This window comes from Methylobacter tundripaludum SV96, assembly GCF_000190755.2.
Taxonomy (GTDB): Bacteria; Pseudomonadota; Gammaproteobacteria; order Methylococcales; family Methylomonadaceae; genus Methylobacter_A; species Methylobacter_A tundripaludum.
This window is the reverse complement of sequence record NZ_JH109152.1, coordinates 2,871,257-2,891,615: the sequence shown is the minus strand read 5'-3', so window position 1 is coordinate 2,891,615 and position 20,359 is coordinate 2,871,257. Positions and strand designations below refer to the sequence as shown.

Below are 20,359 nucleotides of genomic sequence, written 5' to 3'. Positions count from 1 at the left end.
CAGTACCGCTCCAGCGATGAGGAAAGCAGATTAGGCGGAAAAATGAAAATTGCCGGTTTGGGCTTACTCCCAAGCTCCAGCTTCCCGTCTCACGAAACTGGAAACCAGCGCCTTCCCCCGCACAATCACACCACAACCCTTAACACTATGAACAGCGCTACACCCGGCAACCTAAAGCCCTGGCTACTGCCCATCCTATCCGGCGTCCTAATCGGTACCAGTTACATCCCCTTCCCGCCCTGGGCTTCGTTATTCTGTTTCATTCCATTATGGATTTTCTGGAATCAGCAAACCCGCCTAAAAAACGTTTTTCTCGGCGGCATGATCACCTCTTTCGTGTTCACGCTGATCGGCTTTAACTGGGTCACTTACCTGTTACATGAATTTGCCCATCTGGACTGGCCTGTAGCGGTTATCGGCATGTTGGTTTATGGCTTAATAGCCCACCTGTTTGTGCCGTTGGCCGGTGTATTGTGGTTTTGGGGGCGAAACAAATTCCAGTGGTCAAAACGGCTTTCGCTGTGGCTGATGGCGCTGATCACTATTCTCTGCGAAGCCTACTCGCTGACCCTGTTCGACTGGAACTTCGGCTATTCCTGGTATGGCGCAAATATTCCCGTTTACCATTGGGCGGAAGTAATCGGCTTTAGCGGACTCAGCGCCGCGACACTGCTTTGCAACCTGCCGCTTTATATGGCCTGGGAACAGCGCAAACAGAACGCCGGTAAAATCATACTGGCGACTGTCGTGACAGGCTTTATCCTGCTGAATATCGGCGGCCTGTGGCTTAAAAACAGACTGCCGCAACCGGATGCGTCGTTTAAAACGCTGATGATTCAGGCCTATATCGAAAACGCGGAAAAACTGGCCGCGGAATTAGGCAAAGGCTACGGCAAGGAAATATTCAATCGCTATATCACGCTGACCGATAACGCACTCAAAACCCATCAAGACGCAAAAATCGACTTCGCGATGTGGCCTGAAACCGCATTCCCGGCATTACTGGGCGAGCAATTTAAATTCGATCCCTACCCCGTAGCGCTCGCGCAATTTCTCCATGATCGACAATTGCCGCTGATTACCGGCGCATATAGTGTCGAGGAAGAATCCCGCCTGATTACCAATTCCTTGTTTGTACTGAATAAGGACGGCGAGATAGTGCCGCCGCATTACAGCAAATCGATCTTGCTGGCGTTTGGCGAATACATTCCCGGCGAACAGTTATTCCCCGAAATCCGCAAATGGCTGCCGCCCACCGGCCACTTTGCCAGAGGCCACGGCCCGACCGATTTACTGCACTGGAACGGCTATAAAATGGGCGCGCAAATATGTTACGAAAGCCTGTTCCCCGGATTCACCCGCTCACTGGCTGAACTCGGCGCACAGTTCATCGTCAACGTCACCAACGACTCCTGGTACGGCGCATGGCAGGAACCCTACCAACACATGTACATGACTTTGGCGCGCGGCGTGGAATTTCGCCGTCCGGTATTGCGCGTCACCAACACCGGCATTTCCACGGTATCGCTGGCATCGGGAGAAATCCTGGAACGCTCGCCGATACATCAGACTTGGGCAGGCCTATACGAAGTGCCTTATTTGAAGAATCCGCCTGCCACTTTCTACCAAAACTGGTTCTGGCTGGTGCCGGGTTTATTGTGGGGGGCGTTGGTTTTGTTGCTAGGGATCGGGGTTGTAAATCGATTAGGTAATAACGACACTCGCAGTGCGCGCAATTAGCGCTGATCCTGAAATCGATGAAGAGCGAAGGCTGGAGACTTGTCCGGTGTGCGCGTTTACAAGTTTCGCCTATCGAACCTACCTACAGGCTTACCGCCCCCTCGACGAAGACAACCTGAAGCTGCTAACTTTCGGCTCACACGAAAATTTTTATCGAGACCTCCAGCGACTCGATGAATGATAGATGACGTAACCCGGCATTTTCCATCATCAGATACTCTCTACCCCCAATTATTTCAAACTGCATCGCCTAAATTTTACCTTTACAGTAGCAAAGGACACAACATTACCTGCCGAATGCAAAGTCACTCCCAGCAACCTTACAATATGCTCCCAACGCAACACCACGATCACCCGATAGGTAATAGCACCTATTGATTGAAAAAATTGAACTCTCTATCCTACAGAAACCTATCCAAAACTAACTTTGTTTTAGGTTTATGCGCGTTAGATTTGAATTTTCATTCAACTAAAGCGATTTATTGCGCCATTTTCGGCTTAGATTGAGGGATAAAATGATGCTTAGAAAATTAACAATGGAAGCATGGATTCTTTATCTAAAGATATTAAACGCCGAGCTCATCTCGGATTTTTCAATAGACTGCATGGATAGGCAGTACAGATTAGCGGATCGGGCTTATTACAGATACAGACGGCGGCGAGCATCAGATACTTAAATAACGACGATAGCCGGAAAAGACGTTTACGCGGCTAAAACAGCTTCTTATAGGTGGATTTTTACTTTGAGCTGCCCGGCCAATGCCGCATAGAAAACGACAGGCAATAAAAAAGAGCTTGTCAGATTGACTAAGCCCTTGATTTTTATGGTGCCTCGGGCCGGAGTCGAACCGGCACGTCCTTACGAACGAGGGATTTTAAGTCCCTTGCGTCTACCAATTTCGCCACCGAGGCATCGATAACTTTGGTAAGCCGCGTATTATATAGCAACAAAAAAAATAAACTAGACCTATATCCAAAAAAGGTTACGTCCGACTTAAATACAGCACTTAACGAGGGCGAAAGGCTGGGCGCATGAAGGGGCTGGCGGACGGCCAATAGTAACTCCCCCAATAATAAGGATAACCGCCATAGTAGGGGTTGTAACCATAACCATAGCCGAAACCATCGTAACGATTGTCGTACACATAAACCGGCCACAGGTGAATGGCCGTGGCTGAAATCAACGGTAAACGCATAACTTTTTTGCCTATCGTGCGTTCAAGATCGCCTGCAAGCGTTCCCGCAACAGTAACTTTCGTGTTTACGGTGTAAACAGCCGGATCGAGAAACTCGGGGCTTTTAATAAGGAATCGCCCTTCATTCGGTTGATCTGTCTGCGGCTTACCGCCACTGTCGAGAGGATAATACAGCACCTGCACCAGGCTGAAATTTTGTTCATTTTCCACATTAATAATAAGGCCGCCCCAACGCACCGGCGCATCTTTATAATTGGAAATCTTCTGGACTGCCTGGGAATAGGAAATATCAAACTGCGGAGGATTTTTTATCGCCAGCGGCAAATTCGAGCAAGCATTCAACAATAAACAGATGAGTAATAAGTACCGTCTCATATTCTTTCTCCTGATATTTACAGATTTTCAATCAATATTTCCTGATCGTACTTAATCAGAAAACCGGCGATACGTCTATTGTTGAAGACACCTATTCCATTCCGACAACTCCATCGGATTGCAGTACAATAAGCGCCCTGTCCAACTGTTCGCCCGCCTCTTATGAATAAACAAAAAAAACTGCTACGTTCCGATATACGCTACGAATGTGGCGACGCTTTTTATGAGCGTGGGCGTAACTATTTTGAAAAAGGCATGGTGATCAATCTCACTGTTGCAAACGAAGGCGCTCTTTTTGTACAACTTAATGCCGCCGTTAAAGGCAGCCAAAAAGATCCGTACCGGCAAAATATTCGCATCGTCTGGCGACCGGACTATAGTGCGGCAGAAATTGAAGGCGACTGTACTTGCCCTATCGGCTATAACTGTAAACATGTTGCCGCTGTTTGCCTGATGTACCAAAATGCCAAGCAAGGCCTTTCTGCACCAAATACAAAATCCAGCTGTCTGGATTGGCTCGACAGCCTTCATGAGCAAGCACCGGGGCAGCACGACGCCCATCAGGATTTCATCGCTTACATCCTCAAGCCCGGCAACGCAAAACATGAATTCACCATTGAATTTCTAATCACCAAAGCAAAGAAAACCGGCGGTTTGAATAAGGGCAGAAGAACGACCTTAAACAACCTCCGCTACAGCTATTCCTATCTCAATTACGTTCAACCGGAGGACCAGGAAATTGCCAAACTGCTGACTGCACTTAATCCCGCTTTTAAGGATGAACCTCTGATTGCCGGCGCTACCGGCTATTTAGCCTTGTCCAAATTACTGAAAACAGGTCGGCTGTTCTGGCAAGACACTGAGCAAGCGCCGTTAATAAAAAGCGCCAACCGCGATTTAAAATTTAACTGGCGGACAGCCGACAACGGCGCTTATCAATTAACTGTCGAAATCGACCCGCCTGCAATCTTGCTGCTGACCGATCCGCCGCAATACCTGGACGACGTTTTGGGCGCGATAGGCGCAATCAACACCCACAACCTCTCGACCGATCAACTTAAAAGCATCCTGGCCGCCCCGCTCATCCCGCCCGAATATGCCGATGAATTCAGCCAACGCCTGATTATTGAACACCCCAGCCTACCGCTACCCGCTCCCAAAAAAGTCGAGTTGATCGAAGCCGATCAGCTGACGCCTGCGCCCAAACTATTGCTGTTCGGCCATCAGGTCTCGCCCCAACAGTACACCCATTTTATGGCAGTCGGTTTCAATTACGGCGAATGGACCATTTCCGCGATCCCCCCGGAAGACCACAGCGTGGTAAAAACCAAGCAGGGACTGGTACGGATTAAACGCGACGCGGAAACCGAACAACGGGCAATACATCGTCTGACCGACCACGGCTTTGCCCCCGCCCCTGCCGTGCAGATCGGCGCGCAAGAACTGTTTTTATACAGCCCGGCACAAAGCGTAATGGACAGCGCCGCACGCTGGGGAGACTTTCTCCAAAACACCCTGCTGGAGCTGGAGCGGGACGGCTGGATTATCGACATTGATGAAAGTTTCCTGCTTAACTTCCAGACCGCCCAAAACTGGGACGCTCAAATCAGCGAAAGCCAGCAGGACTGGTTTGAAATGCGCTTTACCATAGAAGTTGACGGCCAGCCCCTGCCGCTACTGCCGTTGATTATGCCGGTACTGGAAAACTACGACCCGGAAAACCTGCCGGAAATACTCAGCATCCCGATGGGCGAGCACAGCTACCTGAATTTACCCAGCGACAAGATCAAACCGTTCCTGAACGTGTTGATCGAGCTGTTTAACAGCAGCACCCTGGGCAAAGACGGCTCACTGAAACTGTCCCGATTTAACGCCGCCGCACTGGCCGACCTGGAAGAGCAAAACCAGGGCTTGTTCAGCATCAACGGCGGAAAAGAATTGCGGGAACTGGGACAAAAACTCAAAAACTTTACCGGCATTGAAGATGTGGCCCTGCCTGTCAACTTGCAGGCGGAACTGCGCCATTACCAGCAACAGGGACTCAACTGGCTGCAATTTTTACGGGAATATAAATTCTCCGGCATACTCGCCGACGACATGGGTCTCGGCAAAACCATACAAACCCTCGCCCACCTGTTGCTCGAAAAACAAGGCGGACGAATGAGCCTGCCCAGCCTGATCATCGCGCCGACCAGCCTGATGAGCAACTGGCGACGGGAAACCGAACGCTTCACCCCCGACTTGAAAATCCTGATCCTGCAAGGCACCGAACGCAAACAGTTGTTCTACAAAATCAGGGACTACGACCTGATCCTGACCACCTACCCGTTGCTGTCACGAGACGAAGAAACCCTGCTGGAGCACGAGTACCATTACCTGATTCTGGACGAAGCCCAGACCATCAAGAATCCTCTGTCCAAAGCCGCGCAATTGGTTCGTCGCATTAAATCGAATCACCGGCTTTGTCTGACCGGCACCCCGATGGAGAATCATCTGGGCGAACTCTGGGCGCAATTCGATTTCCTGATGCCGGGCTTTCTTAGCGACAGCGCCACGTTTAAAAAACGCTACCGCACACCTATTGAAGTACATGGCGATAGCGAGCAAAGAGCGCGGTTGTCACGCCGGGTTGCCCCGTTTATGCTGCGCCGCACCAAGCAGGAAGTCGCCACCGAATTGCCGCCTAAAACCGAAATCATCCGCTCCGTACCGCTGTATCCAAAACAGGCCGCCTTATACGAGAGCATCCGCCTGACCATGGAGAAAAAAGTCCGCGATGCAATTGCCCAAAAAGGCCTGTCGCGCAGCCACATCACCATCCTGGATGCCTTGCTTAAACTTCGCCAAACCTGCTGCGACCCGCGCACCCTGTCGCTAAAGGAAGCGCAAAAAGTGCAGGAATCCGCCAAACTCGACCTGCTGATGGAGCTATTGCCGGAACAGCTGGAAGAAGGCCGCCGGATTTTAGTGTTCTCTCAATTCACACGGATGATTGGGCTGATTGAAAATGAACTAAACGACATGAAAATCGGCTATGCCAAACTGACCGGCCAAACCCGCAATCGCGATGAAGCCATCGAACGGTTTAAAAGCGGTGAGGTGAATGTGTTCCTGATCAGCCTGAAAGCGGGCGGGGTCGGCCTAAACCTGACCGAAGCCGATACCGTGATCATATACGATCCGTGGTGGAACCCCGCCGCAGAAAGCCAGGCCGCAGACCGCGCCCATCGAATAGGCCAGGACAAACCGGTGTTCGTCTACAAACTCATTACCGAAAATACCGTGGAAGAAAAAATCATCGCCATGCAGGACAAAAAGCGCGCGCTGGCCGAAGGCATTTACAAAGGCGGGGCAAAAGAGGAATCCTTGAAGCTGACGGCGGAGGATTTGACGGCTTTGTTTGAGCCGTTGTGAGGTTCCCCCTCTCCTGATGGAGAGGGGTGAGGTGAGGGGAATTAAAAACCGAATTGCACGACTCTATTCCTACTGCTCTTCAAATCCAGAAGGTCGCAATTCTCGAATCTGGTATAGTAGCAATGAGTCAGTGGATGCATGCTGTTTTATATCCACGCGAATGGATTTCTTCATAATAACTCAACCAATGAGCTAATCTAATGAACATTGCCGAACGCATTTATGAAACCGTCAAAACTCTACCCGAACACACCGCTGCCGAGGTACTCGATTTTGCTGAAAGCTTAAAGGCCAAACAAGCCGATGATGAGCGTATACGCAGAGAAAATGCACTAGCCACTTTGGCGAAATATCGCGGTCGCTTCAAAGCAGGCAAATTTAACCGCGAAGAGTGCTATGACCGCTAGAGTCTTTGCCGACACCAACCTGTTTATCTACGCCGAATCGCAAGATCAGGATAAATCGTCCCGCGCCATTGAAATCATTCAGGATGCACCGGTAATCAGTACCCAAGTAGTCAATGAAACAGTTAGTGTTTTGATTAGAAAACATGGTTTTTTATTATCGGAAGCTCACGAAATAGCCGAAAGTTTGCTGGATTTATGCGAAGTGGTAGCCGTCGATACCGACACGATTCGTAAAGCCATCGACTTGGCAAAACGATATTCGCTATCGCACTGGGACAGCCTGATTATTGCCGCCGCATTGCTTGCAGATTGCCGGACGTTATTTTCCGAAGATATGCAGCACGGACAAGTATTTGATGGTCAATTGACCGTTACAAATCCTTTTGAAACCGACTTGTCTTAAATTGATGCTGTATTTCGTACCTTATGTGACAAGCTAAGCTTGTCATTTCTTGCAAGGCAACCATTCAGGTTTACGTGTGTAGCCAAACCTCTGGCATAATGCGCACCAATTAAATTGATATTAGGCAAAGCCCCTACCCCTAAATGGACAACATTCCCCAAAGTTTACAAGAAGCCATCAAATCAAAGCGGCTGATTCCCATAGTAGGAGCAGGCGTATCAAAATCAATAAAAAATAAAAAAGGTGATCCGGTATTTCCTAGCTGGACTGAGTTGCTCAGGCTAGCAGCAACTGAGCTAGGAGACTGTCGGATTTAGCAGTGCAAAAAGTGTTAAAATAACCCTATCGAAACACCAAATCAAAAAACAAAAATGGCTACCCAATTCATCCTGATTGATCGCGATACCCCCTACATTCTGCCCCCGTGTGTTCAGGATTATTTGCCTGAAGATCATATGGCCCGTTTTGTTGTCGAGATTGTCGATCAACTGGATTTACGGACGCTATCAGCCGTCTATGCGGGCAAAGGAAAGCGCCCCTATCATCCGGCGATGCTGTTGGCGTTGCTGTTCTACGGTTACGCGACCGGCGTATTTTCCAGTCGCAAACTGGAGAAAGCCACTCATGACTCGATGGCCTTTAAATACATCTGCGCCAACGAAAACCCAGATCACGACACCATCAACAGCTTTCGCAAGCGCTTTGGCAAAGAGATCGAAAGCCTATTTGTCGAGATATTGGTACTTGCACAAACCTTGGGGCTGCTTAAGCTGGGTACGGTGAGCCTGGACGGCACCAAGATTAAAGCCAATGCCAGCAAGCATAAAGCCTTGAGCTGGGATTACGCCAATCAACTGGAAGCCCAGTTCAAACAGGAAGTTGAAACCTTGATGAAACTGGCTGAAGCCGCCGACAATTCCCCGCTTCCAGAAGACATGGATGTACCCAAGGAACTCAAACGCCGCCAAGACCGTTTAGCAGTGATTGCCAAAGCCAAACAGGAAATCCAGGCCCGTGCCAAGGCGCGTTACGCGCAAGAAAAGGCCGAGTATGACGAAAAGCAGGCTAAGCGTGAACAACACCTGAGTGAAACCGGCAAGAAAATGGGCGGCAAAGCCCCCCAAGCGCCTACCGATGCGCCTCAAGGTAAAGATCAAGTCAGCCTGACCGATGAAGAGTCCCGCATCATGCCGACCCCTAATGGTTTTGAACAAGCCTATAACGCCCAAGCCAGTGTTGATATTGCCACCCACCTGATCGTTGCTCATCACATCACCCAACACACCAACGACAAACAAGAAATCGAACCGGCCTTAGCCAAACTGGAACAGCTCCCGGAATGCTTGGGGAGTGTTGACAACCTGTTGGCCGACACCGGCTACTTCAGCCAAGCCAATGTAAAGGCGTGTGCTGATGCAAAGATAAAACCGTACATCGCCCAAAAGCGGCAAAGCCATAACCAAGCCCTTGACGCCCGGTTTCAGCATCAGCCGGAAATAGGCGAAAGCACCTTACCGCCGGTTGAGGCCATGACCCATCGCTTAACAACCAAAGCGGGCAAAGCACTCTACGGCAAGCGAAAATCTACTGTCGAAACCGTGTTTGGCATCATTAAACACGTCCAGGGATTCAGGCAATTCCAGCTTCGAGGCCTGGAATCCGTCCAAAGTGAATGGAATTTAGTCTGTATAGGCTGGAATTTAAAAAGAATGCATGTATTAAGAGGGTGAGAGAGGAAAAAGAGCATTGAGCTGCCCATAAAACAGAACTATGGGCATTAAAAATCCCAATAAACCACTTTTTTAAATTTTAATCGTGATTAAGTGGGGAGGCTCGCTCTATTAATCCGACAGCCTCCTAGGGAATCAGACCGAAAAAAGTGATGCTCAATTAGTTGAAATATTTTTAGACAAACAAGACTATCAGCAGGCCGCAAGATATGCTTATGAAGGCCTAAAAGGCCCCAACTGGAATACCTTTTTCAAATCTCAATTTGACCCAGCACTTGATTCTTTAAATCCTAGCAGCGCATCCCTGCCCCAGGCAATCTGGCGGCTTAGCAACCAAATTATCACCCTAAACTATGATAAGACCCTGCAATGGGCGTATAAACAACCCGCACAAGTCTCGATAATTCACAATCATTCATTAGCTGAATTAGCCGATTTTCAAAAGCTCAACCACGACAAGCCTTTAGTCTGGCATCTGCATGGACATATTGATAATTGTGCCGAACTCATCCTTACGCCTAAGGGTTACCAAAAACTATACGCCACTGCCGCTGGCACTGAAAGCGACTACAAAGCCGCTTTAAAGACGTTTAGGACTGTAAGTACAACTCAGAGTTTATTGTTTATAGGATGCAGCCTGGATGATGCCGAATTACTCTCCGAAATTCATCAAGAACAAATTTTATTTGCTGAAAATACCGGGCCGCACTATGCGCTAGTTCATAAAGATGAAGAAGCTCTGATTAAAGCCAAACTCAAAGGAACCAATATTAAGCTAATACCTTTTGAAGACTTTGGCGATCCCTTAGTAAAACTAATTGAGGAGTTAGCTAATCACTCTCCTCAGCAATCAAAACCCATTATCGAGGCGCAATCTCCACCGCAGCCAACTATTAACCACAAAAAAATCGCCTTACTCTCTGCCAACCCTTTAGATCAAACCTCGGATGATCGTGAAAAAGACCGTTATGCCAACTTACTCAAAGAGTTTAAAAAAATACCCTGCTCCATCGATCATTTTTGCCTGAGCGTTGAAAACCTCAACAAACTGCAAGATTATGACTATGTATTAATTCTGTCAAAAGTCATCAAAAACAAGCTACTGATAGAAAATGAGCATCTGTGCAGTCAAAACATGTCATTCACTGAGCTTGAAGAGCAAATCGGCAATGACTCAGTGTCGGGGATTTTTATTTTTGTTGATCAACTACCCAATGAAACCAGCACCTCAGCATTAAGACTACCCACACTGATCTTGCCAAAACTTGAAAAAAGCGCGTTGGCAGGCCTTATATTTCAGTTATTTAAGAGAAACAATCTTAACTGTTTTAATAATGCTCAACTGCGTAACTCTGAAGCGTTTAGTTTTTCCCCTTTAACAGAGAAAAAGCCCAATAATCATTTTCACCAGCAAAAAACAGCGCTACCCGACAACATAGACCCAAAAACAGTACGCAACTTTATCGGGAGAACAAATGATCTTGAACAAATTTGCCGGAAACTATTATCGCTGGAAGATCAGAGTGGCGTATTGACCATTAAAGGTTCCGGCGGCATAGGCAAGACAACCATAATAAAAAAACTAACTGTCGCCTTAGCTGACCGAGGTTATTTTGCAGGCGGAATCAACTTCGTTGATGGTGAATTTATTACCGACTGTCAGCAGTTTAAAAACAAAGTGACCAGTGCTTTTAACCTTGAACAAGCCGAAGATGCCCAACAGCACTTACGGGAGCATCACGACCGTCAACCCCGGCTAATTATTATCGACAACCTGGAAACCTTGCTCTATCTCGATGACACCCTGCAAATAAAAGCTTTTCTATCGTTTATCTGTGACTATGCCACCCTGGTCGTCACCTCAAGGGAAACACTGCAAATTGAGGGCGAAATCGTTTATGAAATGCGCCAATTTACCACGGATGAAGCATTTGAGTTATTTACCTCGGGTATTGAGCAACGCAAAATTGCCGCCGATGAAATCGCTCTATTGCGGCAGGATATTCTTGAAAACCTGTTGGATAATAATCCGCTGGCAATCAAATTAATTACCGGAAATATGCCTAAAGGTAAAAGCCTAAGCGCATTAAAAGAAGAGCTGGAAACTAACCTTTTTAGCAAGATAAGTGAGACTGAATTAGAGCTATTTGATGACAAATCAGACCTTAATATCGCCAGAAAGAAATCAATCTATGGGTCAATCCTTTATTCATATAATCATTTAACCGATGATGAGAAAATAGCTTTTGAATTATTATCACTATTCCCAGATGGGATAAATCTGGAAACATTTAAACGATTAACCAGTGAACGGAACAAAAGCGGTGTACCTCATAAATCGATAATCACCGACAAGATCATTAAATCGCTGGAAAATAAATCCATGCTGGAAAACAATACCGGTCAGATTAAGTTGCAATCGATAGTTGGTAAGTTTGCCGAAGTACAGTTACATCAACGGGATAACTATACTAATTATTATCAAAACGCTTTTGAATATAACTTATCTCTGGCTGATGCTTTAGCAAATCACCTAGAAGAAAACAAAAGCCATGCCTTAAAAATATTCAATAGCCAACAAGGTAATTTTTTAAAAAGTATCTCTTACTGCAATCAAGTTGCTATTGATACATCAGAATTATTAGATTTTCTTGCTGATTTAAAAAGTTTCTTCGTACATATTTGTTCATTAAAAGGTTTTATTCGCGAGCTCAGTATCCGGTCTAATGACTTTGATAACATGGATAGATTCTGTGTAAACTCAATATTACTTACTGCTCGCTATTTTGATGGTAACTTTAAAAATGCCTTTGATGAATTAAAACAACTGGCTCCGCTGGAGTCGTTGGCTTCATTGGATAGATCAAAAGTCAACGAACGACTTTTGGTTGATAATGCACTCAATATTTATCGAATGGAAGGTGAGGCGTTATATGAGGCAAAACATGAGAAAGAAAATGATATTTTTAGGATTGGTTTTCCAGCTTTCTCATTATATTTAGGTGAATTTCACCAACAATTAGCTGAGAGTTATCAGGATAATTTTTTTCCCCTGGAAGTTCGTGCCAGTTTAGGTTTACTAGCTTATAAAGAAATCGATAACTACTTGGCGAAACTCTATGATAAAGACCATCTTGAACGTATGCAGGTTTCTTATACCCGCTCAAAAATAATGCCGTTAGCTCGTGAAAACATTGAAAAACTGGTCATAGTTAACCCCTATGCCCGCGGGCTTAAAAATCTAATGCTAGCTTTTATTGAGCCGGATGGAGAAACCAGCAATAAGTTATATCAACAAGCCATAGAGCAACTTGAGCATATCAAATATTATTATGTTGAAGCGCTGTATTTTTATGCCAAGTTTCTGCAAGAACAAGGTCAAGACGAGTTTGAGAGTATCTACAAAAAGGGATTGGCGCTTTCACAAAGACATCATTACCGTTTTTTACAATACCGTTTCGAGCAGTTAATTAACCCCACAGACAAACCTTACTCTCCCCACGATTATCCATTACCCAATAATGAAGACTTTACCGGCTATATCCAAAAGTTAATTAACAAAAGAAAGCATGCCAAAAATTAAAGGTCGTTAAAACAGGATTACGCTGAAGATTGGGAACCAGCCGACCATTCCATCTAAGGGATTTAGATTGAGGGATGCTAATAAACGTACTATTATGAGCACCAATATACAGCTTTGGAGTTTGTCATGGCACACATCATTTTGGCGGAAACCTCCGCAAGCGTCTCGGAATTAAAAAAGAATCCCATGGGTACGGTGGCAGCGGGCGAAGGCTTTCCCGTTGCCATTCTGAATCGCAATGAGCCCGCCTTTTATTGCATCCCTGCCAAAGCCTATGAAGCCTTACTAGAAAAACTGGAAGATATGGAGCTGAACGCCATCGCCGACGCACGCGAAAATCAAGCTGAAATCGAAGTCAATTTGTCCGACTTATAAGCGTACGGAACTATATACTTATGGCTTACAGCCTTGCTTTTAAGGAAGATGCGCTTAAAGAGTGGCACGTACTTGATAACACGGTACGGGAACAATTCAAAAGTAAGCTGGAAGAACGGCTCGCCAACCCGCACGTTCCGGCTTCAAAACTCTCGGGACAAAAAAACCGATATAAAATCAAACTCCGTAATATGGGCTTTCGGCTGGTGTACGAAGTGAGGGATGCTGAGTTAATCGTCGTTGTAGTGGCTGTTGGCAAGCGTGAACGCAACGCTGTTTATAAGGCGGCCGCGAAGCGATAGCGATTCCCAAGCTGGAGAGACGGTGAGCATGTAGGCCGAGATAAGCCGGTTCGAGCGACCGCGAGAACTGGTGCTTCCGGCAATCACTATCTAAATTCGCGCCGAATTCGCCGGAAACACCACCTCGCGCTACGCGCTTGGATGGCCTTATTCCGGCCTACCCAACTGATAAAAAGGCGTTATGAATAACAAACCAATCGAAATCCTCAAAACCGTTTTCGGTTATGACAAATTTAGAGGCCAGCAACAGGACGTCATCGAGCAGCTGATAGCCGGGCAGGATGCCTTGGTGTTGATGCCGACCGGCGGCGGCAAGTCGTTGTGCTACCAGATTCCGGCCCTGATCCGGCCCGGCGTAGGCATCGTCATTTCACCATTGATCGCGTTGATGCAGGACCAAGTCAGCGCCTTGCTGCAACTGGGTGTAAAAGCCGCTTTCCTCAACTCAACCTTATCGCTTGAAGAATCCCGAAGAATCGAGCAGCAGTTGCTTAACGGCGAACTCGATTTGCTATACATCGCGCCGGAACGATTGACCTCGGCGCGTACCGGCGCACTTTTCGAACGCATCAAAATCGCCCTGTTTGCGATTGATGAAGCGCACTGCGTTTCCCAATGGGGACACGATTTCCGGGTCGATTATCTGCAACTGTCCCTGCTGCATGAGCGTTTTCCGGACATTCCCCGCATCGCGTTGACCGCAACCGCAGACGACAAAACCCGCGAAGAAATCAAATTACGCCTGAATCTGGAGCAGGCACAGCTTTATCTTAGCGGCTTCGACCGTCCCAATATCCGTTACCGGATCGTGCAAAAACAAAATGCCCGCGATCAGCTGATCGACTTTATTCGCGCCGAACATACCGGTGATGCCGGGATTGTCTATTGCCTGTCGCGCAAGAAAGTCGATGCCACCGCGGAATGGCTCAGAACCAAAGGTGTCAACGCCCTGCCCTACCATGCCGGCATGGACGCCGGTTTGCGCGCCAAACACCAACACCAGTTTTTAATGGAAGAGGGTTTGGTGATTGTCGCGACCATCGCGTTCGGCATGGGCATCGACAAACCCAATGTCCGCTTTGTCGCGCATCTGGATTTGCCCAAAAGCGTTGAAGCCTATTACCAGGAAACCGGCCGGGGCGGGCGCGACGGCTTGCCCGCCGACGCCTGGATGGCTTACGGCTTGCAGGATGTGATCACGTTGCGAAAAATGCTGCAGGACTCCAATGCCGATGAAGCGCACAAGCGCATTGAATACCACAAACTCGATGCGATGCTGGCCTTATGCGAGCAGGTTCATTGCCGTCGCCAGGCTTTGCTCGGTTATTTCGGCGACCTGCTTGAGCAGCCCTGCGGCAATTGCGACACCTGCCTGGAACCGGTCAATACCTGGGATGGAACGGTGGCAGCCCAGAAGGCGTTGTCCTGTATCCATCGCACCCAGCAACGCTACGGCGTCGGCTATTTGATCGATGTGTTGCGCGGCAAGGCTACCGAGCGGATTGTCAAAGCCGCTCACGACAAGCTATCGACCTTCGGCATAGGCGTTGATATTGAAGAACAGCAATGGCATTCGGTGTTCAGGCAACTGGTCGCACGGGGACTGGTCGCCGTGGATTTCGACCGCTTCGGCGCGTTGCAGCTGACCGAATCCTGTCGGCCGGTTTTGCGCGGCGAACAGCAACTGATGTTGCGCAAGGATTTGAAAGCCGAGAAAGTTAAAGGCAGCAAAAAAACCGGCCGGGAGTTCGCTAAAACCGACGATACCCTGTTGTGGAATGCGTTGCGCGCCAAGCGCAAGATGATCGCCGATGCCCAGGATGTGCCGCCCTATGTTATTTTTCATGATGCAACCTTGATGGCGATGCTGGAAGCCAAACCGACCAATCGTCAGCAAATGGGCCTGCTGTCCGGTATCGGCGAACGCAAACTGGAACTTTACGCCGATGAATTCCTGGCGGTGATCAGCGAATTTGTCGACATCAACAAAAACGGGCCGATCGGCCTGTCGGATACTATGGCCGAATCGGTAGCCTTATTCCGGCTGGGTTACAGCGTCAAGCAGATCGCCCAGCAAAGAGAGTTGCAAGACACCACCATATACGGGCATCTGGCCCAGTCCCTGGAGCAAGGGATGCTGGTACTGGCCGATGTCGTTGAATTGCCCGAGCAGGAAATCAGCCGGATAGAGGAAGCGATTATCAACTTGCCCGAAGACCAGCGGAACGCGCTTAAGCCGGTTTATGATCTGTTTGAGGGGCAATACAGTTATGGGGTTTTGCGGTGTATCAGAGCGGCTTTGCAGCATCAGACGGGGTGATTGTGGGGGCGACTCAAAATTCTTTATTCACCACGAAGGCACGAAGGACACGAAGTTTTGTAGCGTTCCCAGACTCCGGCGCGGGGACGCAGTCCGTGACGTGCCAGCGCCGCGTTCGGCAACCTACGCGGGTTCCCAATCTCCAGATTGGGAACCCCAAAGGCGAAGCTCCAGCTTCGCGAAACGGGAAGCTGGAGCTTCCGATACTGAATTCCCAAGCTTGAGCTTGGGAACTAGCACCCTCCTCGCTCAATGAAATTTTCCATCATCATCCCAACCCTGAATGAAGAAAAAACCATAGCCTCGTGTTTGCTTCCGTTGCAGGCGTTACGCAGCAACTGTGAAATCATCATTGTTGACGCCACCGACAACCAGCCGCTTATTGATTCCCCCCATACCCGTTTGGCCGACCAAACCATAAGCTCGAAAAAAGGCCGCGCCCTGCAAATGAACATCGGCGCAAGCCATGCAAGCGGCGACATTTTGATCTTCCTCCACGCCGACACCACTCTGCCCGAACACGCCTTGCAACTGATCGAACGACACCTCGGCAACAAGCAATGGGGACGTTTCGACATTCGATTAAGCGGCAATCATGTCATGTTGAAAGTGATCGCCTGGATGATGAACCGGCGCTCCCGCCTGACCGGCATCGCCACCGGCGACCAAGTGATTTTTGTCAGGCGGGAAGCGTTTTCAGCGGTGGGGCAATATCCCGAAATCGCCCTGATGGAAGACATCGCCTTGAGCAAGACGCTACAAAAAATCAGCCCGCCGATTTGCCTTAACGCTAAAGTCACCAGCTCCGGCCGAAGATGGGAGCGCTATGGCATTTACAGGACTATACTGCTGATGTGGAGTTTGCGCCTGCGTTACTTCTTTGGCGCAGACCCGGAAACATTGGCCGCACTTTATTGCAGGGGGCAGTTTTGGAAACCATAATCCGTTTATCCGTAGCGCTGGGTATTTTCTGCATCATGATCGGCTGGGAATATGTCAGCCCCAGAAGAGTCCAGCACATCAGCCGCAAGCAACGCTGGCCGGTTAACCTGGGGCTCGCCGCATTCAACATGGCGGTCATGCGCTTAAGCCTCGGCGGTCTTGCCTATCTGAGCGCAGTCACCGCCGCAGGCCAAGGTTACGGCTTGTTAAACCGGCTGGCCGCCCCCGAATGGCTGTCGATTATCGCGACCTTGTTATTCCTTGATTTTGCCATTTACTGCCAGCACATCGTTTCGCATAAATGGCCGCTGCTTTGGCATTTACATCAGGTGCATCATACCGACCTGGAATTCGACGCCACCACCGCCGTGCGCTTTCACCCGTTGGAGATCATGATTTCCATGCTGTACAAAGTGCTGTGCATTGTTCTGCTCGGCGCGAACCCGTGGGCGGTCATCGCGTTTGAGATTATCCTCAACGGCGCGGCAACCTTTAACCACAGCAACATCAACATCCCGCCGGCAATCGATAAAAAATTGCGTTGGCTGATCATCACCCCGGACATGCACCGTATCCATCACTCGACTCTTCCGGCCGAAACCGACAGCAATTACGGCTTTTCGATTTCCTGTTGGGACAGGCTGTGCAGAACCTATGTTGCCGAACCCAGGCAGTCTCAGACGGCTATGGCTATCGGTTTAACGCCTTTCCGCGAATTACATGAATTAGGCTTTGTGCCGTTATTGCTGCTGCCTTTTAAGGCGTTGCGGAAACGATAACCGTGTCTGTAGCACTTAAACGATCGCGCAAGAGCATGAATACCCACACAAGTGATACTGCCGTCATCCCGGCAGGGATTGCCGGGATCCACGACTGCAAGGATGCAGGAGGTAGAGCAACGCAGGAGCAGTTGCCGAGAACACAGGGATGTGCTAAAGCGATCGTATGAAAAAAACAACTCAAAAATCGATTTCGTATAACAAGACTTTGAGCCTAATTTAGAATTGCCATCCATGGCATCTGGATCCCGGCATTCCCTGCCGGGATGACGCGTTGCTTAAATGCCTACGTATAAAAATGATTCTTCAACCGCCCACACCCCATCAATCATGACCTACAAATACCCCAACGCCGTCCTGATGATTTTTTGCAAAGCCCCGATTCCCGGCCAGGTTAAAACCCGGTTAATCCCGAAATTAACCGCCGAACAGGCCGCCGAACTTCATATCGAACTCAGCAAAAAAACACTGCAACGGGCGACACAAAACAACTTATGCCCCGTACAACTCTGGTGCTCACCGACAACCGACCATGCTTTTTTTACCGCATCGGCGGCAACCTATCCGATAACGCTTCAGCAACAACAAGGAGTCGATTTAGGCGAACGCATGCACCGCGCTTTTTGCTCGGCGCTTGCCGACTACTCCCACGCCTTGTTAATGGGCTGCGATTGCCCGTCATTAACCGAACAGGATCTGGAACAAGCGTTAACCGCTTTGAATCAGGAAAATGAAGTCGTGATAGCTCCCGCAGAAGACGGCGGCTACGTGTTGATCGGACTCAACCGGCCTCATCCGGAACTCTTTGATAACATGCCCTGGGGAACGACGCGAGTGCTGGACCAAACCCACAACCGCATTGAGCACTATAAGCTTCGCCGTCACGAACTGAGCGAACAATGGGATTTGGATACGCCGGAGGATTTGGAACGGTATCGGGCGCTTGCCCTAAGCGCTATGCCTTCAGATTTGACCTGATAGCGTAAAGAAATGATTTACTGATGTTACGCATTGTCTGTAACAGATGAGCATGCCCTACAGCCCTTATCGGAGATTGATATTCTGCGGACAATGCCGCCCCTTTCAAGCCACGTACCCGGCCTCCTTCCAGCGCGCGAACCACTCGGTCAAATCGCGGGTCTCGCCCAGACCGCAGAGACGGCGATCGACGGCGTCCTGGTTGCCCCACACCACCTCGGCCCAGCCGCCATCAGCCACGCGCGATTCGATGTCCTTACAGTAAAGCCCCTTATCACGCTGGACATAGAACCCGTACGTGCGGCAAGCCACCGGGCGGTGGACGTAGACCTGGCAGGCGCCCGCCGACCGGTCCAATAACGGGCAAACGATGGGGCGTGATGACTGCTCGGCCAGCGCGGCGATGTTCCGGCCAATTTCCAGAAGCTGCTCCGGGGGCAACGCGGCCAGTCCGTCCCGCAGCAAATCCCATTCCTCTGCCGTGAGCCGGGGTACTTCGGCGAGCCGTCGGCAACAGCCGTCGCAGCCCATGCGGCATAGCCAATCGAGATTGTCGTCACGGATAGTTCCTACGCGCGCTTCGATATCAGCATGGAGTTGGGTAAGTGTGTTCATCTGGGTATCCGGCCTTTTTAGTCGCGCTTTGAAAAAGCCCTTTATTATGGGCTGAGTAATAATGGAACTGACATTTCGAATGACCGGAATAATACCCTAAACCGACATTGACCGTTTAAGGATCTAAACCGATAGACTGGCTTGGGTCGTTGGACTAAACCGCTCACGCGGTATTGAGGCTGCGATCATAAGCTTGAGGGTGGTTGAAAGAGTGTGACTGTTTCCTATGTTAAGGAATGAGGCAATCCGCCTTGTTTCAAGATAGGAGCAGTGTCATGACTTCGACAAGTAAACCCATTACCCCGTTGCGCCAACGTATGATCGACGACATGCGGATGCGCAAACTTTCCCCCAAAACTCAGGCCAGTTATATCCGTGTTGTGAAGCGATTCGCTGGTTTCCTGAGGCGCTCGCCGGATACCGCCAGCGTCGAAGATTTACGCCGTTATCAATTGCATTTGGTTGATCACGGTATTTCGCCGATTTCACTGAATGCGACCCTCACCGGGCTCAAGTTTCTCTTTGAAACGACGCTAGACCGCCCTGAGTTGTTGACTAAGATGCACCCGGTGCATGTACCTCACAAACTGCCGGTGGTATTGAGTCGTGAAGAGGTGGCTCGCCTGATCGCCGCCGTTGACAATCTCAAGCACCAGACAGCGTTATCGGTGGCTTACGGCGCCGGCTTACGTGCCAGCGAGGTGGTGTCGCTGAAGGTCGGTGATATCGACAGCCAGCGTATGACGCTGCGCATCGAACAGGGTAAAGGCAGCAAGGATCGTTATGCCATGCTGTCGCCGGTGCTGTTGGAACGGTTGCGCGCCTGGTGGAAGTTTGCCCATGCACAAGGCAAAATGCTCCAAGGTGGCTGGCTATTTCCTGGCTTGGACCCCATCGATCCACTCAGCACCCGTCAACTCAACCGGGCCATCCATGCCGCTGCAGAGGCGGCGCGGATTGACAAGCGGGTATCGATGCATACGCTGAGGCACAGCTTTGCCACTCATTTGCTGGAACAGAAGGTGGATATTCGGGTGATCCAGGTGTTACTCGGTCACAAGAAGCTGGAGACCACGGCGCTCTATGCCCAGGTAGCCACCGATATCCTGCGTGAGGTGGTCAGTCCACTGGAGACATTGCAACCGGTGTAGACTAAGGTCATGGTGCGTCCCGCACTGGAGGTGGCGGATATCTTCCGCG

At 49.3% G+C, this 20,359-nt stretch carries 16 protein-coding genes and 1 tRNA gene; 14 read left to right on the top strand and 3 right to left on the bottom strand.

Annotated features, from left to right (window positions below; genetic code table 11):
* Positions 1–147 precede the first annotated feature (147 nt).
* Together lnt and METTU_RS24970 are read left to right on the top strand one after the other, a co-directional pair.
* Positions 148–1,740, top strand: a complete 1,593-nt coding sequence (gene lnt / locus METTU_RS12950; RefSeq protein WP_050897780.1) for an apolipoprotein N-acyltransferase — start codon at positions 148–150, stop codon at positions 1,738–1,740.
* Positions 1,727–1,921, top strand: a complete 195-nt coding sequence (locus METTU_RS24970) for a type II toxin-antitoxin system RelE/ParE family toxin (protein WP_169624907.1) — start codon at positions 1,727–1,729, stop codon at positions 1,919–1,921. The genes lnt and METTU_RS24970 overlap by 14 nt, the downstream gene beginning before the upstream one ends.
* Positions 1,922–2,565: 644 nt before the next feature.
* Here the strand turns inward: METTU_RS24970 and METTU_RS12945 are convergent.
* Together METTU_RS12945 and METTU_RS12940 are read right to left on the bottom strand one after the other, a co-directional pair.
* A tRNA-Leu gene (locus METTU_RS12945) sits at positions 2,566–2,652 on the bottom strand.
* Between the two features lie 95 nt (positions 2,653–2,747).
* A complete protein-coding gene (locus METTU_RS12940; RefSeq protein ID WP_006892126.1) occupies positions 2,748–3,311 on the bottom strand; it encodes a Slp family lipoprotein in 564 nt (187 codons plus the stop codon).
* A 162-nt stretch (positions 3,312–3,473) separates the two neighbouring features.
* On the opposite strand from METTU_RS12940, the gene METTU_RS12935 reads away from it, so the two are divergent.
* The 11 genes from METTU_RS12935 to METTU_RS12885 all read left to right on the top strand — a co-directional run bounded on the left by METTU_RS12935 (position 3,474) and on the right by METTU_RS12885 (position 18,544).
* On the top strand, positions 3,474–6,725 hold the full coding sequence (locus METTU_RS12935; RefSeq protein WP_006892125.1) for a DEAD/DEAH box helicase: 3,252 nt from the start codon (positions 3,474–3,476) through the stop codon (positions 6,723–6,725).
* A gap of 200 nt (positions 6,726–6,925) precedes the next feature.
* Positions 6,926–7,132, top strand: coding sequence for a DUF2281 domain-containing protein (locus tag METTU_RS12930; RefSeq protein ID WP_006892123.1), 207 nt, complete (start codon positions 6,926–6,928; stop codon positions 7,130–7,132).
* Positions 7,122–7,535, top strand: coding sequence for a PIN domain-containing protein (locus tag METTU_RS12925; RefSeq protein WP_006892122.1), 414 nt, complete (start codon positions 7,122–7,124; stop codon positions 7,533–7,535). Before METTU_RS12930 ends, METTU_RS12925 begins: the two co-directional genes overlap by 11 nt.
* A 371-nt stretch (positions 7,536–7,906) precedes the next feature.
* Positions 7,907–9,265: an IS1182 family transposase gene (locus tag METTU_RS12920; protein ID WP_006889238.1), complete on the top strand. Its 1,359-nt coding sequence runs from the start codon at positions 7,907–7,909 to the stop codon at positions 9,263–9,265.
* A 169-nt stretch (positions 9,266–9,434) separates the two neighbouring features.
* Positions 9,435–12,848 (top strand): SIR2 family protein, encoded by a 3,414-nt coding sequence (locus METTU_RS12915; protein WP_367301504.1) that lies wholly within the window; start codon positions 9,435–9,437, stop codon positions 12,846–12,848.
* Between the two features lie 126 nt (positions 12,849–12,974).
* Positions 12,975–13,223, top strand: a complete 249-nt coding sequence (locus METTU_RS12910; protein WP_006892121.1) for a type II toxin-antitoxin system Phd/YefM family antitoxin — start codon at positions 12,975–12,977, stop codon at positions 13,221–13,223.
* 20 nt (positions 13,224–13,243) lie between these two features.
* Positions 13,244–13,525 carry a type II toxin-antitoxin system RelE family toxin gene (locus METTU_RS12905; protein ID WP_006892120.1) on the top strand — a complete coding sequence of 94 codons (282 nt, stop codon included), beginning with the start codon at positions 13,244–13,246 and terminating at the stop codon, positions 13,523–13,525.
* Between the two features lie 181 nt (positions 13,526–13,706).
* The gene (gene recQ, locus METTU_RS12900; RefSeq protein WP_006892119.1) at positions 13,707–15,845 is read left to right on the top strand and encodes a DNA helicase RecQ; all 2,139 of its coding nucleotides are present in this window, start codon (positions 13,707–13,709) and stop codon (positions 15,843–15,845) included.
* Between the two features lie 252 nt (positions 15,846–16,097).
* Positions 16,098–16,787: a TIGR04283 family arsenosugar biosynthesis glycosyltransferase gene (locus tag METTU_RS12895; protein WP_006892118.1), complete on the top strand. Its 690-nt coding sequence runs from the start codon at positions 16,098–16,100 to the stop codon at positions 16,785–16,787.
* A complete protein-coding gene (locus tag METTU_RS12890; RefSeq protein WP_006892117.1) occupies positions 16,775–17,566 on the top strand; it encodes a sterol desaturase family protein in 792 nt (263 codons plus the stop codon). The genes METTU_RS12895 and METTU_RS12890 overlap by 13 nt, the downstream gene beginning before the upstream one ends.
* A gap of 330 nt (positions 17,567–17,896) precedes the next feature.
* Positions 17,897–18,544: a TIGR04282 family arsenosugar biosynthesis glycosyltransferase gene (locus tag METTU_RS12885; RefSeq protein WP_006892116.1), complete on the top strand. Its 648-nt coding sequence runs from the start codon at positions 17,897–17,899 to the stop codon at positions 18,542–18,544.
* 105 nt (positions 18,545–18,649) lie between these two features.
* Here the strand turns inward: METTU_RS12885 and METTU_RS12880 are convergent, their stop codons facing one another.
* Positions 18,650–19,159 (bottom strand): YkgJ family cysteine cluster protein, encoded by a 510-nt coding sequence (locus tag METTU_RS12880; protein ID WP_006892115.1) that lies wholly within the window; start codon positions 19,157–19,159, stop codon positions 18,650–18,652.
* Positions 19,160–19,434: 275 nt separating this feature from the next.
* Here METTU_RS12880 and METTU_RS12875 point away from each other — a divergent pair, with 275 nt between their 5' ends.
* Entirely contained in the window at positions 19,435–20,310 is an 876-nt protein-coding gene (locus METTU_RS12875) for a tyrosine-type recombinase/integrase (RefSeq protein ID WP_006892114.1), read from the top strand.
* The last annotated feature ends 49 nt before the right edge of the window (positions 20,311–20,359 follow it).